General features: G+C 54.7%; 11 protein-coding genes. 9 read left to right on the forward strand and 2 right to left on the reverse strand.

The window, feature by feature from the left end; genetic code table 11:
• Nucleotides 1-5 precede the first annotated feature (5 nt).
• Together ACZ52Z_RS15650 and cydB are read left to right on the forward strand one after the other, a co-directional pair.
• Nucleotides 6-1541 (forward strand): cytochrome ubiquinol oxidase subunit I, encoded by a 1536-nt coding sequence (locus ACZ52Z_RS15650; protein ID WP_464267709.1) that lies wholly within the window; start codon nt 6-8, stop codon nt 1539-1541.
• A gap of 1 nt (nt 1542) precedes the next feature.
• Nucleotides 1543-2694 (forward strand): cytochrome d ubiquinol oxidase subunit II, encoded by a 1152-nt coding sequence (gene cydB / locus ACZ52Z_RS15655; protein ID WP_464267710.1) that lies wholly within the window; start codon nt 1543-1545, stop codon nt 2692-2694.
• A 213-nt stretch (nt 2695-2907) separates the two neighbouring features.
• Here cydB and ACZ52Z_RS15660 read toward each other — a convergent pair whose 3' ends face one another.
• A complete protein-coding gene (locus ACZ52Z_RS15660; protein WP_464267711.1) occupies nt 2908-3399 on the reverse strand; it encodes a hypothetical protein in 492 nt (163 codons plus the stop codon).
• 164 nt (nt 3400-3563) lie between these two features.
• Between ACZ52Z_RS15660 and ACZ52Z_RS15665 the strand changes: the two genes are divergently transcribed.
• The 5 genes from ACZ52Z_RS15665 (at nt 3564) to ACZ52Z_RS15685 (ending at nt 7785) form a co-directional block, all read left to right on the forward strand.
• The gene (locus ACZ52Z_RS15665; protein WP_464270807.1) at nt 3564-4499 is read left to right on the forward strand and encodes a DMT family transporter; all 936 of its coding nucleotides are present in this window, start codon (nt 3564-3566) and stop codon (nt 4497-4499) included.
• Nucleotides 4500-4725: 226 nt separating this feature from the next.
• Nucleotides 4726-5763 (forward strand): AI-2E family transporter, encoded by a 1038-nt coding sequence (locus ACZ52Z_RS15670; RefSeq protein ID WP_464267712.1) that lies wholly within the window; start codon nt 4726-4728, stop codon nt 5761-5763.
• A gap of 51 nt (nt 5764-5814) precedes the next feature.
• Complete coding sequence (locus ACZ52Z_RS15675) at nt 5815-6132, forward strand: cupin domain-containing protein (RefSeq protein WP_464267713.1); 318 nt, start codon at nt 5815-5817, stop codon at nt 6130-6132.
• A gap of 250 nt (nt 6133-6382) precedes the next feature.
• Nucleotides 6383-6763 carry a PA2779 family protein gene (locus ACZ52Z_RS15680; protein ID WP_464267714.1) on the forward strand — a complete coding sequence of 127 codons (381 nt, stop codon included), beginning with the start codon at nt 6383-6385 and terminating at the stop codon, nt 6761-6763.
• Entirely contained in the window at nt 6760-7785 is a 1026-nt protein-coding gene (locus ACZ52Z_RS15685) for a PA2778 family cysteine peptidase (RefSeq protein WP_464267715.1), read from the forward strand. Before ACZ52Z_RS15680 ends, ACZ52Z_RS15685 begins: the two co-directional genes overlap by 4 nt.
• A gap of 74 nt (nt 7786-7859) precedes the next feature.
• On the opposite strand, the gene purL is transcribed toward ACZ52Z_RS15685, so the two are convergent.
• Nucleotides 7860-11666: a phosphoribosylformylglycinamidine synthase gene (gene purL / locus ACZ52Z_RS15690; RefSeq protein WP_464267716.1), complete on the reverse strand. Its 3807-nt coding sequence runs from the start codon at nt 11664-11666 to the stop codon at nt 7860-7862.
• A gap of 350 nt (nt 11667-12016) precedes the next feature.
• On the opposite strand from purL, the gene ACZ52Z_RS15695 reads away from it, so the two are divergent.
• Complete coding sequence (locus ACZ52Z_RS15695; RefSeq protein WP_464267717.1) at nt 12017-13885, forward strand: ATP-dependent DNA helicase; 1869 nt, start codon at nt 12017-12019, stop codon at nt 13883-13885.
• 11 nt (nt 13886-13896) lie between these two features.
• Nucleotides 13897-14508, forward strand: coding sequence for a helix-turn-helix domain-containing protein (locus tag ACZ52Z_RS15700; RefSeq protein ID WP_464267718.1), 612 nt, complete (start codon nt 13897-13899; stop codon nt 14506-14508).
• Nucleotides 14509-14512: the final 4 nt, after the last annotated feature.

Here is a 14512-nt window from a genome sequence, read left to right on the forward strand (position 1 = left end):
CAGTTATGATAGAAAACTTTGACCTGACCATGGTGAATTGGGCCAGGGCACAGTTTGCATTAACAGCCATGTACCATTGGCTGTTTGTGCCGTTGACATTGGGTATATCGTGGCTTGTTGCCTTTTATCACACCATTTATGTGCGAACAGGCAGTGAGGAATGGAAACGGTTGACCAAGTTCTGGATGAAGCTTTTTGGTATCAACTTCGCCATCGGAGTGGCCACAGGGATTATCATGGAGTTCGAGTTCGGCACCAACTGGTCCAACTATTCCTGGATGGTCGGTGATATTTTCGGGGCTCCGCTGGCCATTGAGGGGATCGTAGCCTTTTTCCTCGAGGCAACCTTTTTTGCCGTCATGTTTTTCGGTTGGAACAGAGTTTCCAAGGGGTTTCACCTGTTTTCCACCTGGATGGTCGCTGTCGGCTCCAATATGTCAGCGGTGTGGATTCTCGTAGCGAACGCGTGGATGCAGTACCCTGTTGGCCAGGCCTTTAACCCGGATACCGCACGTTTTGAAATGCAGAGTTTTGCGGATGTGGCCTTCTCCCCCTATGCGGTGTCCAAGTTCACCCATACGACCAGTTCATCCATGCTGGTAGCGGCGTTGTTCATCCTTTCCATCTCTTCCTGGTACCTTCTTCGCGGCCGCCATGTGATGATGGCCAAACGGTCTATCATTGTTGCTTCGGTTTTTGGCCTGGTCGCCTCGGTATTTGTGGTGTTCAACGGCGATGAGTCGGCGTACCAGATTGCCGAGGTACAGCCGATGAAGCTGGCAGCCTTTGAGGGACTCTGGGAGGGCGAAACCGGCGCCGGTCTTGTTGCGCTCGGGGTGGTGAATCCGGAGAAACAGGTCAACAACGACGCGGAGCCATTTACTTTTGAATTGCGCCTTCCCGGTCTGCTGTCGCTCATGGCCAACCGTTCCTTTGGTTCTTTTGTTCCCGGAATCAAGGACCTGGTGTACGGTAATCCCGAACAGGAGATAGTTGGAGCTGTACAGAAAATGGAACGGGGAAAAATTGCCATCGCCAATCTTGACGCCTATAAGCAGGCACGGAAAAGCGGCAACCAGGAGGTTGCTGAACAGCATCTGGCCACCTTTAACCAACACAAGGAGTTCCTGGGGTACGGTTTTCTCGAAAAAGCGGAAGACACGGTTCCCCCGGTTGCCCTGTCCTTTAATGCCTTTCATGTCATGGTCGGGCTTGGAACGCTGTTTCCGCTGATCTTTATCGCTTACCTCTATTTCAGCCTCAAGGGTACCCTGGAGAATAAGAAACTGCTGCTTGCAGGCGGTACGACCCTGTATATTCTTGGTTTGATTGCCTCCCAGGCGGGATGGATTGTTGCCGAGGTCGGTCGACAGCCGTGGGCGATCCAGGGGTTGCTGCCGGTGACGGTGGCCCGGACCAACCTGACTGCCGGTACTGTGCAGACTACCTTTTATATGTTTCTGATTTTATTTACCCTGTTGTTGCTGGCGGAAATCAGCATCATGGCAAAGCAGGTCAGCATCGGGCCAAAGGAGGACTAAGATGATTGGAAATCTTGATTATGCAACCCTGCAGCATCTCTGGTGGCTGCTCTGTTCGGTGGTGGGGTCGTTGTTTCTTTTTCTCAACTTTGTCCAGGGCGGTCAGAGCCTCCTGTGGCAGGTGGCAAAAACCGACACGGAAAAAGACCTGGTGATCAACTCGCTCGGGCGCAAGTGGGAGTTAACTTTTACAACCCTGGTTCTGTTTGGGGGGGCCCTTTTTGCCTCTTTTCCCAAGTTTTATTCCACCTCTTTCGGAGGGGCCTACTGGGTGTGGATCCTGATCCTGTTCACCTTTATCATCCAGGCGGTCAGTTATGAATTCCGGAGAAAACCGCGCAACATCCTGGGCAGCAAAGTGTACGAATTGTTCCTGTTCATCAACGGGTCAGTGGGTATCCTGCTTATCGGTGCAGCGGTAGGCACCTTTTTCACGGGCTCCAACTTTGTGCTCAGTGAGTATAACTTCGTCACCTGGACCCATCCTCTGCGTGGATTGGAGGCGGCCTTGAGCCTGTCGCTCGGCAGCGTGTTCAATATTGCCTTGGGGCTCTTTCTGGTATTCAATGCCCGTACCTTGGGTGCCATGTACCTGGTCAATAACATAGAACTGTCTGCGGTACCGGAAATGGAAGTCAGGCTTCGCAAGGCATGCTGGACCAATTTTACCCTTTCCCTGCCTTTCTGCCTCTATGTGGTGGTCTCTCTGCTGCTGATGAAGGGCTATGGTGTTGTGGATGATCAGGGCACTGTTGCTCACGTACCCTTTAAGTACTTTCAAAACCTGATCGCCAACCCATGGCTGCTGGGGTTGCTGCTCGGCGGCCTGGTGCTGGTGATCATGGGAGCCCTGCGAACAGCAAAAACAACGAGTACGATCGGCATCTGGTTCGGCGGGCTGGGAACTGTCCTGGTAGGTCTGGCAGTCCTGATGCTGCCGGCTTACAATAATACCTCTTTTTATCCGTCCAAGGTTGACCTGCAGTCCAGTCTGACCATCTATAATGCCTCGTCCAGTCCTTTTACCTTGAAGGTGATGACCTATGTCGCAATGACCATACCCTTTGTGCTGGCGTATATCATCTATGTTTGGTGGGCAATGGACAGGGGAAAAATGAAAATCGAAGACACCGGCGACAGCGCTGCCTACTAAATAGAGGAGAAGATAAGTATGAATACCTTTTTACTGCTTACATGGGTGGCGGTCATTGCTGCTTCCTATATCATTGCCGTACGACTGTTGAAAAAGATGCAGCTGTTCTGATCTCTTCAATATCCTTTCCCTGGTTCTCCGCAGCCGCTCAGGATGGTCTTTCCTGAGCGGCTGTTTTTGTGGAAGGAGAAAAACCCTTCCCCTGAACGCATGTCAGCGGCAGCGGAGAAAGGCGACCTGCATCATCAGGGGCGGTGCAAAGGTGACGGACGCATTGCCCCATTCCTTCAGGCCGATGTTGACCCAGTCTCCCTGGTCTTCCCATTCATCATAGCCAAATTTCCATCCGCACCAGCTTTCCGCGCAGAGATACTCCTTCTCCGGACCGAAGTAGATAACGCCAAACCCTTCATCGTCTTCCATCTCCCTGGTCTGGCCGATAAGGACAAGGTCAGCTCCTTTGGCGGCTGCTTCACCAAAAACCAGACGCTGGATTTCCGCACCATTGCTGGTTGCCGGCAGCGTCATCAGGGTTTCGGCAAATACTCTGCAGGGACGAGGGACCTGGGTGTATTGAAAGACGGTGGCAATTTTTTGGGTGGGTGGATAGACCTTGCCGGTAAAGACGGTACGGTCTTTTCCCCCGCAGGCTGAAAGCAGCAGCACCAAGGCTGCACAGAGAAAGAGAGAAGTTTTTCTGTTCATATTTTTGCTCCGATGCTATTGGTTTTTACTGCAATTTGGTCGGCAAAGGGCTAGATTCTTTGCCTTCACAGAATACACAGCCGCTGGTGTTCCGTATATTAATCGTGAAACCAACGGATTGCCACAGGGAACTGTGGCCCCGCGAAAAGGACCGTTTACCTGCCATGCCTCGATCAGAGAAAAACAACAGTTCCTCCTTTGCAGATCTTCTGCTCCTCCTCGTCGCTCTGATCTGGGGTTTCGGCTTTGTCGCTCAGCGGGCGGGAATGGACCATGTCGGTCCCTATACGTTCAACGGTCTCCGGTTTTTGCTTGGCGGTTGCTGTCTGATTCCGCTGGCATTGCGCAGAAGCAGGCAGGCTGATCTTCGTCAACAGCACCTTTCCCCCATGGTTGCCGGTGGGATTGCCGGCGTGTTTTTGTTTGCCGGCGCCACCCTGCAGCAGGTGGGGCTGCAATATACCACTGCAGGCAAGGCCGGGTTTATTACCGGGCTATATGTGGTCTTTGTTCCCATCATCGGCCTGTTGTTCAGGCAACGCACCACTCTCGGCACCTGGATTGGAGCACTGCTGGCTGTAGCCGGTCTCTATTTGCTCAGCATTCAGGGAACGATGCATATCGCCTTGGGCGACCTGCTGGAGACCATCGGTGCCGTTTTCTGGGCCTGTCATGTGCTGGTGCTGGGCTACCTGTCGCCGAAAACATCACCGGTGAAGCTGGCCATGGTCCAGTTTTTTCTTTGCGGTCTGCTCAGTCTCGGGGTGGCAGCGGTACTGGAGACAATTTCCGTGGCTGCCATTGTCCAGGCAGCGGTGCCGATTTTTTATGGCGGGGTTGTTTCCGTTGGTGCGGGATATACCCTGCAGGTGGTTGTCCAACGCAAAGCACACCCGGCCAATGCCGCGATCATCCTGAGTCTGGAATCCCCCTTTGCCGCCTTGGGAGGGTGGCTGTTGCTCAACGAATACCTCTCGGGTCGTGGAATGGCTGGATGCGGACTGATGCTGGCAGGCATGCTCATTTCGCAGTTGTGGTCCCATTACTTCGGAAACACTGCTGGGCAGCCGCGCCCCCAATCCTCCCCCGACACACCCTAGTCGTACGCCACTTGCCGCCAGCGCTGAACCGCTCGCGGTTATCGCTTTCAGAGAGTACTCTCCTTGCATCGGTGCTGCCGGTGGAGATCTGCGGCTATGCAGTGATCGGCGGAAATGGTATAGTGCAGGCGTATTGCGGCATCCGATAAGGGCAAAACAACCCGTACTGCCTTCAGTCGGTCTGTCGATCCGTCATAGTCACCGAATCGAGGAGGGTTGAAAGACTATGCTCATTCATCTCGCAGCATTTGTCATTGTGGTGGCAGGCATGATCGCCGCTAAAACCTTGATTATTCCCTTTCTGCTGGCAACCTTTCTCGCGATTATCTGTGCTCCTCCTCTCTACTGGCTGCGCAAGAAACATGTTCCGGTTCCTCTCTCGGTAGCCCTGGTGATGCTGGCTGTTGTAGTTGTGCAGGTCGGCCTGACAACGCTGGTGGGAACCTCGCTGGTTGAATTTACCGCAGCATTACCTGGCTACCAGGAGCGGCTGCAGGTCATAGCCAAAGCTGGTATCCTTTGGGTGGAAAGCTTTGGGATCAATATTACCGATGACATGATCATGGAGCAGTTTGATCCCGGTCGGTTAATGGGCATCGTCGGTGGCATGCTCAACAACCTGCTGTCCATGCTGAGAAATACCTTTATGATCCTGCTCACGTTTATGTTTATCATGTTTGAGGCGGTCGGGATATCTTCCAAAGTGCAGGCCATATCCGGCGGCGGACGAGGCACTCTGGAAAAATACCTCCAGATCACCCGAGGGGTTAACCGCTACCTGTTCCTGAAGTTTTTCACCAGCCTGGGAACAGGGGTGCTTGCGGCGTGCAGTCTCACGATTATCGGGGTCGATTTTGCCGTTTTATGGGGAATGGTCGCTTTTTTGCTGAATTTTGTTCCGACCATCGGCTCCATTATCGCTGCGGTACCGCCGGTCCTGCTCGCCTTGGTTCAACTTGGGGTAGGGCCTGCCATGGTGACCGTGGCTGTCTATCTGGTGATTAATGTTGGCGTAGGCAACCTGCTGGAACCTCGAATCATGGGTAAAGGAGTAGGGCTGTCTACCCTGGTGATCTTTCTTTCCATGACTTTCTGGGGGTGGGTACTCGGGCCGGTGGGGATGCTCCTCTCGGTACCGTTGACCATGGCCCTGAAGATAGCCTTGGCCGCCAATGATGCCACCAGGGGATTGGCGCTCCTGCTCGGAACAAACAGTGAGGCTGCCGCTGCCCTTGCTGCTTTACCTCCCGATGAAAGTGCATAAAGTTGAGAGAAGAACAGCTGCTTTTAGTCCTGTCTGCAGGGAAGGTCTGTTATGAAAAAGCTCGATCTGGAAAAAACGCGTGAGTTCAGTCCACTGGGAATGAAATCTGTTCTGCTCCATGATTCGGAACATTTCAAGATTCTTAACTTGAACCTTAATGCCGGAGCGCTGTTCCCTCTTCATTCCCATGAGCTGGATGGTCAACTCAGCATCCTGGTTATTGAAGGGGAAGGCGAGTTTCTGACTGACGGTGATGTGACCATGCCGGCAAGGTCTGGAAATATGCTTATTTCAGACATCAGGGAGCCACACGGGGTGCAGGCAAAAACCGATATGCGGCTGGTTGTAACCATTGTCCCACCCATTTGAGCAGTTTTTCAGGGGCACCATGCTCCAGTTTCTTCCATGCAGGACATACTTCAGAAAATCTTTGCCCCCTGAAACCATCCTTGTATAGTAGAGCCGTTGAATTTTTCTCCGTCTTTTTTCCAATTCGTGCGGGCCGGACTGCCAAGTCGGCTCCCATCCTGTGGAGAGGGCGGTAGATATTTTTCCGCCCGCTACCGAGAACGCATCCACGTGGACCGGTGGGGTACAATTCCCAGTGTAAGGAGCCGTCATGCAGAAAATAAAGCAACTTTTTGTCTTCCTTTTCCTCTCTCTTTTTCTCGTCTGTACCTGTTTGCTACCGGCGGCCCAGGCGCAGGTTATCAGCACCCACAGCTACCTGGCAACCGCTGATGCTCCTGGGGATCAGGTCCGCCTGGAGTCATTGCTCGATCAGGAAAGCGTCCGAGCACAGCTGATCGATATGGGGGTTGATCCATCTGCGGTGGAAGCACGTTTGGCACATCTAACCCCGGAAGAACAATTGCAGCTGCAGCAACGTCTTGCCGAGTTGCCGGCAGGTGCAGGGGCTTTGGAGATAATCGGTGCGGTATTCCTGGTACTGCTTATTCTCGAACTGGTTGGAGTTACCAACATCTTCAATAAAATATGAGGAGAACAGGGGGGAGGCGCCATCTGCTCGCTGGCTTGTTGGTGCTGCTCCTTGCAGGATGTGCCGGACAGTATCAGAAACCGCAGGAGCCGCTGGTTGGAACACCGGTGGAGTTGACCACGGTACCTTTTTTCCCCCAGAAAAAATATCAATGCGGGCCCGCTGCTCTGGCTACGCTGCTTGCGGCTGCCGGTGTGAGGACTTCACCCGATGAGCTTGCTTCCCGGGTATTTCTGCCGGGCCGGCGTGGCAGTCTCCAGTCGGAACTCATAGCCGTCGTCAGAGGGTATGATCGAGTACCCGTTGTAGTCGAACCGAAGGTGCCAACACTGATCAATGCCTTGCAGGCAGGGAGACCGGTATTGGTGCTGCAGGACTTGGGGCTGGCTGGATTTGCACAATACCATTATGCGGTGGTCGTCGGTGCCGGCCCGGACTCATTCATCCTTCGGTCTGGAACAAGTGCCAGACTGGTAATGGAGAGAGAAAGGTTTGTCCACGCCTGGGAGCGGGCAGGGTCCTGGGGAGTGGTGGCCCTTCTTCCAGGTGAGTTCCCCCCGGGCATGGACAGGGAGGTTTATCTGCGCGCTGCTGCCGATCTGGAGGCTGCCGGCAGGTGGGAGGCTGCGGCCACCTGTTATCAGGCCCTCATAAACCAATGGCCGGCCTATATCGATGCCCTCTTCGGACTGGGTACCGTCCGTCTGCTTCAGAAGGAGTATCAGGCCGCTATTCCGCTGCTCCGCCAGGTACTGATCCTGGAGCGGGATCACTCTGCAGCGGTCAACAACCTGGCCGAGGCGCTGGCTGGAGCAGGGTGTTTTGACGAGGGACTGCAAGTGCTCGATCGCTTTCTGGGCGGCCCTGCAGGAGAAGCGGTCCCTGGGTGGCGAGCAACACTGGCTGCCACGCGTGCGGAACTCCACGAGCGTGCTTCCCTATATCAGGCGAGACGGATCAGTGACGCCGCCCTTGCGTGCGACCTGGCCCGCGACAACCTCGAGTCTCCACTGCACCAATGACGTTGACGCCTTGCACCTGTGCAGAACATGCGTTGCACCGATGCAGGTGCAAGCGAACAAACGCTTCCCGAATACTACTGATTTTCCATGCACCAGGTATAGGCATTTTGAAACATACGCAGCCAGGGGGATACAGCAAGTTCACCCATCTCCGCAGGCAGCCAATGTGCCTGCCAGGGTAAGAATACCCGTTCCGGATGCGGCATCATTGCCAGGTGGCGGCCATCCGGTGAACAGAGCCCAGCAAACCCGCCCGGGGAGCCGTTGGGGTTAAAGGGGTAGACCTCTGTTGCCTGTCCTGCATCATCCACATAGACCAGCGGCACCAGTGATTCCTGCTCCACCTGGTTGCGAATGTCCTGGTCCGGGAAAAGCAGGCGTCCCTCACCATGATCCACGTGGATGCCGAAGACAAGTTCCTCCATGCCCTTGAGCATAAGAGCGGTGCTGGGCGTCACCTTGACCGTGGCCCACCGGGATTCAAACCTGCCCGAGGTGTTGTGGACAAACCGAGGCTGGGCCTCTGGGGTCAGCCCCTGAAAGGGGACCCAGCCAAGCAGTCCAAACAGCTGGCACCCGTTGCAGATGCCCAGGGTAAAGGTATCCTCGCGATCATAGAATTGCTGGAACTGGACCCTCATTCGGTCATTAAAGAGGATTGTTGCAGCCCATCCCTTGGCACTTTCCGGCACATCAGCATAGGAAAAACCGCCCACGGCAGCCAGGCCGCGGAAACCATCCAGGGTGACGCGCCCGTCCAGCAGATCCTTCATGCAGACATCCCAAGGTTCAAATCCGGCTGTGTAAAACGCAGAGGCCATCTCCCGGTCGGAGTTAGACCCTTCGTCCCTGAGGATGGCGACCTTAGGCTTATCCTGTCGCTGCAGTATGGCAGCCGGGGTCGGCTCCGGCGAAAAGGGGAGGTGATAGGTCGGTCCTGGGCGGTCATAGCAGATCGCTTTTTCCTGGTCGGCGCACTCTGGATTCACCTGAAGTCGCTCAAGCTGGTAGCTGGTCTCTTCCCACCACTGGCGAAGCAGCACCATCGCTTCTTCGAGCATCGGTTCACCGTTATAGAGGATAAATATGTTTTTCTCCGCAGTGGTTTTCCCCAGCACTTTCGCCGAAACGCCGTGCTGTTCAAAGAGCTTCAGGAGCTGGTCAAGCGATTCTTCACGGCATTCCACCACGGCGCCCAGCTCCTCGTTAAACAGGGCCTCCAGGGCTGAACTGCTGCCGGTGATATCCAGCTGCAGTCCGCAGTTACCGGCAAAAGCCATCTCCAACACGGTGGTGATCAGGCCGCCGTCACTGCGATCATGACCAGCGAGGAGGAGATCACCGGCAAGAGCCTCCTGGATGGCAAGAAATCCGTTTTTCACCAGTGCCGGATTGTCCATATCCGGGGCATCATTGCCCAGAATGCCCAAAACCTGTGCCAGCGAACTACCGCCGAGACGTTGATTGTCGCCGGAAAGATCAATCAGAAGGAGCGTGCTCCCCGGTTCTTTGATATCCGGGGTAACCACTCTTCGGATGTCGCTCATGGCTGCGTAGGCGGAGATAACCAGTTCTCTGGGGGATTTGACGATTTCATCGCCTACCATGGTGGCCATGGAGAGGCTATCCTTGCCGCCGTCCACTGCCATGCCCACAGCGATCATGGCATCTGCCATGGCTTTGACCGCATCATGGAGGGCGGCTCCTTCGCCGGGCAATTTTGGCGCCCACATCCAGTTGGCCGAGCATTTGATCTGTTCCTGGTCATCGATTTGCGCCCACACCAGGTTGGTCAATGATTCACCGACCGCCATCCTGGCTCCTGCCTCGGGATCAAGCAGCATTTTGATGGGCTGTTCGCCAATGGCAGTGGCGATTCCGGTCAGGCCGAAATGGCTCTGGGCTACCACTGCCACATCACTGACCGTCAACTGCAGGGGGCCGCAGCACTGCTGCCTGGCAATAAGCCCGGTAACGGCCCGGTCGACCTTGTTGGTCAGGAAGCGTTTGGATCCCACTGACACCAATCGGAGGACCTTGTGCAGCGCTTCGCGAACGGTGAGTGTCTCGGGGAGGTCAAGGGGGCGGAAAGCTGGCTGGTGACGGGTATCGGTAAACTCTTTCTGTGGGATATTGCCCAGGAGCTCGTTGAGTTCAATGTCCACCGGGGTGGTGTTGTCCTGTGAGTCGTGAACAATGAAGCGGAGGTCGCCGGTGACCTCTCCAAGCACCTCGCACCCTACTTTTTCACGGGCGCAGATGCGTTGAAAATGGTCAATGTTTTCCGGGCGGATCAGGAATCCGGTTCGCTCCTGATACTCGGCCACATAAATTTCCAGGACCGACATGGTCGGGTCACCCACATTGATTTTGCGGATGTCGACTTGGCCGCCGGAGTGCTCGACCAGCTCTTTGAGCACATTGGCCGGTCCACCTGCTCCCTGGTCATGGATGACATCGATCAGGGTGCTATCGCCCATTTCGTTGCAGGCACGGATGACCCGATTCATCTTCTGCTCCATCTCCGCATCCCCGCGCTGGACAGCATCGAAGTCAAGCTCTGAGACATTTTCTCCCTGCAGCATACTGGAGGCGGCACCGCCACCGAAGCCTACCCGGTAGGCCGGGCCGCCCACCTGGACGATCAGCATCCCCGGTTTTTCTGCCGCTTTTTCCGTCTGGCGCTCATCAATCTGGCCGATGCCGGCAGTGAACATGATCGGCTTGAGGAATCCCCAGCGCTGCCCATCGTCCAGCCGAAGGTCAAAGGAACGGGTAAATCCCTGGATCAGGGGTTCTCCGAACTTGTTGCCATAGTCGGAAGCGCCGTTACTGGCCTCTATTTCTATGTCCAGAGCAGTTGCAAGGTTGTCCGGACAGGGATAGGAATGCTCCCATTCCAGTTCGTATCCCGGAATGTGCAGGTTGGCTACGCAGTACCCTGCAGTACCGGCCATGACAAACCCGCCTTTTCCGGTCCCCTGAACGTCGCGGATCCTTCCCCCTGTTCCGGTTTCCGCGCCCGGAAAAGGTGCAACCCCGGTAGGAAAGTTATGGGTTTCGGCGGTGAGCAGCGGGTGGTACTGGACATCCACCGCGGTCATCGGAGAGGGCTCGCCAGGTGTTTGCGGATGCAGTGTCTGCAGATGATGGCCGGCAATAACACTGGAGTTGTCTTTAAAGGCGATGATACTGCCTTTAGGGTTGGCCTCCAGGGTGTCGGTGACCATGTCAAACAGGGTTTTGTCGGCAAGCTCTCCATCGATGACCTGTTTGCCGCGAAAAAAACCATGGCGCGAATGTTCCGAGTTGGCATTGTTGAGGTCCATGATTTCAACAATGGTGGGATTGCGGTCATGCTTGGTGACAAAATAGTCGTAGTAGAAATTACGGTCCCACTCATCCATGGATATGCCGGGGATTTCAAGAAGCCCATCGGGTCCCTTGCTTTTCAGGTCAATCTCGTACACCGGTTCAGGAGTTATCCCGGTCTCAAAGGTGGTTAGCGGCTCGGGGTAGAGGCATTCGGTCATCCGGTCGTGGTTGGCGTCGATAAAGGCTTGAATATCCTCTCTGTCAGGCACGATGTAGCGACGTGAGCGTTCCACCCTGGTGATGGCCTCAAGCCCCACTGCCTGGCAGATGGAGACCATGTTCGATGACCAGGCGGTGGCGAAGTTGAGCCGGGGTCCGATCTCAATCACCCGCTCGCCACCAAGGATCGGTTGCAGGGAGACGGTGTCAACCAGGAACCCGTCAGCAAGGATGAGGCGCAGTTTGTTCAGTTCCTCCTCGGTGAGCGGTCGGGTGGATTCCACATTGTAACAGTGGGCAAAGGTGGAATGTATCTGCCTATAGAGTTGTGTAACGATCGAACCCATGATCTGGTTGTCCTCTTTCAAGCACGGTGGGTGGCTTTTTGATGTGTTGGTAAGTATGGTTAGGGGAGACGAGGTCCCGCAGGATAATAATCTAAGCGGAGATGGTTTCTCTGGGGTGCGAAGAATAATTCAACCTTTATTAATGCATTGTGCGTCACGCCGTAAAGGTTTTTTTTGGTTACTGGTTGTTGTACCAATGTTTTATTGTTGCCGGCAGGTAGGGCCGGTGGCTATGTTTGACGCAGGGAACCAAGAGGTTTTGTCGCGGAATGTCTGCCTGCTGTGGGGAAAAGAGCAGCTGAGTCGCCTGGGGACAGCCCACTCTACTTGCCTGAAATGGAAAAGAGCGCATGGATGATCAGAACACGGAACTGGAGCTGGCTGCTGCCTTCATTCGCCATACCGGTACAAATATTTTTCTCACCGGCAAGGCCGGTACCGGCAAGACTACCTTCCTCAAGTCCATTCAGCAGGATTGTGCCAAACGGTTGATAGTAACCGCACCTACCGGTGTGGCGGCCATCAATGCCGGCGGGGTCACGCTCCACTCCTTCTTCCAGCTTCCCTTTGGACCCTATGTACCTGGCAGTGACAGCTACAGTCACGACAGCAGAAATCGTTTCAGTCGGGAAAAGCAAGGAATTATCCGCAGCCTGGACCTGTTGATTATCGATGAGATCAGTATGGTCAGGGCCGATATGCTGGATGCCGTTGACGTCGTCCTGCGCCGCTATCGGGACAATGACGCACCGTTTGGCGGTGTGCAATTATTGCTGATCGGCGATCTGCAGCAGCTGGCGCCGGTGGTCAAGGAGAATGAGCGTGCCATCATTGAACAGTACTACGCTTCGCCCTATTTTTTCAGCAGCAACTGCCTTGGCTCTGCCGGTCTGGTCACCATTGAACTGGAGAAAATCTATCGTCAAACCGACAGGCGTTTCATCAACCTGCTCAACAACGTTCGCGACAACAGGCTTGACCAGGAAACCTTGCAGGAATTGAACAGGCGTTACCAGCCTGAGGGGCACGGATCGGATTGCCACGGGTACGTCACCCTGTGTACGCATAATCGTCAGGCAGACAGGATCAACAATGAGCACCTGTCCGCTTTACCCAATCCGGTCCATCAATTTTCCGCTACCGTTGAAGGTGATTTCCCGGAGCATTCCTTTCCCACCGCTTCCTCCCTGGAACTCAAACTCGATGCCCAGGTCATGTTCATCAGAAACGATTCATCCCCGGAAAAGCGATTTTATAACGGGAAAATAGGCAGTATCTGCAGGATAGGGCCGGAAGAGGTGTGGATCAGGTGTCCGGATGAGGAAGATCCCATTGTGCTTGAACCCTCTACCTGGGAAAATTTCAAATACAGTCTGGATGCGGAAAAGGGAGAGATTCGAGCGGAAAAAATGGGCAGTTTCAGTCAGTACCCGTTGCGACTAGCCTGGGCGATGACCATTCATAAGAGCCAGGGACTGACCTTCGACAAAGCAATCATCGATGCCCAGGCTGCCTTTACCCATGGGCAGGTCTATGTGGCGCTGAGTCGCTGCCGCAGCCTGGAGGGGGTGATTCTCCGTTCTCCGCTCCTAGAGAAGAGTGTGCAAACTGACCCCACGGTGCTGGATTTCGTTGACCAGGTCCGCGGAACCAGGCCGGATCACCAGTTGTTGGCCGCAGAGCAACGCAGGTACCAGCAGCGGTTGCTGCTTGAGTGTTTTGATTTTCATCGCCTGCGATCACTTCTGCTCCACTACACGCGATTGCTTCAGCAGCATGCTCATCAACTGGTCATGGTAAACGGAGTGGATGCTGCCGCTATGTGCAGGGCGGTATCCGAGGAGATCTGTACCGTTGGTGAGAATTTTCAGCGGCAGTTGCATGGGCTGTTTCAGGAGGACTGTCCACCTGTCCGGGATTCGGTGGTCCTGGAAAGGCTCGGAAAGGCCTCGGTGTATTTTGAAGAAAGGTTAACAACCCTCTTATTGACCCCCCTAGAGCGTCAGCAGCTAGACACGGATAACAAGGCGATCGCCAGGCAGGTCGCCCGGCATCTGCAGCGGCTGCAGACCATGGGGCGAGAGAAACTGGCAGCTGTTATCAGTTTGCGCAACGGCTTTTCTCCGACCGATTACCTTCGCAGTATTGCCACTGTTGCAATGGACCAGGGCCAGCAACAGAAAAAAAGAGTGCGTATCTCTATACAGAAAAAGAGATAGCCCATCCGGAGTTGTTTGCACAGCTTAAGGAGTGGCGTACCCGAACCGCCAGCGAGGAGGGGCGTCCTGCCTATCAGGTGCTGCACCAGAAAACCCTGGTACAGCTTGCCGTGCATCTCCCGAGCACGATCGATAGGTTGAAGGAGGTGAAAGGGATTGGCGACAAGCTCAGCCAGCGCTATGGCGAGGAACTGGTATCGCTGATAAAAACCTATCGTAGCACCCATGGGATTGATGCGGTTCAGCTACCGGAACGTCAGGAACCGAAAAAATCAACCCAGTCACAGATGAATACCAGGGAGCAGACCCTGTTGCTTTTTGAGCAGGGGCTGACTGTCTCGGAAATCGCCGAGCAACGCTCCCTGACCAAATCCACCATTGAAGGGCATCTTGCCTTTTGGGTGGCTGAGGAAAAAATCAACCTTGATGGGCTGGTCGCGGCGGAAAAACGAAAACAGATAGAGCAGGCTTTTCAGCAGCAAGGAACCGCATCTTTTGCAGCCGTAAAACAGCGGCTCGGCAAAGATGTCAGTTATGGAGAAATTAAACTTGTCTATGCCCATATCAATGGTCAATGTGATAAGGAGACCGAAGCCGGCAAAGAGGGAGCACATGAAAGGTGATCCG

This window comes from Desulfogranum aggregans, assembly GCF_055398265.1.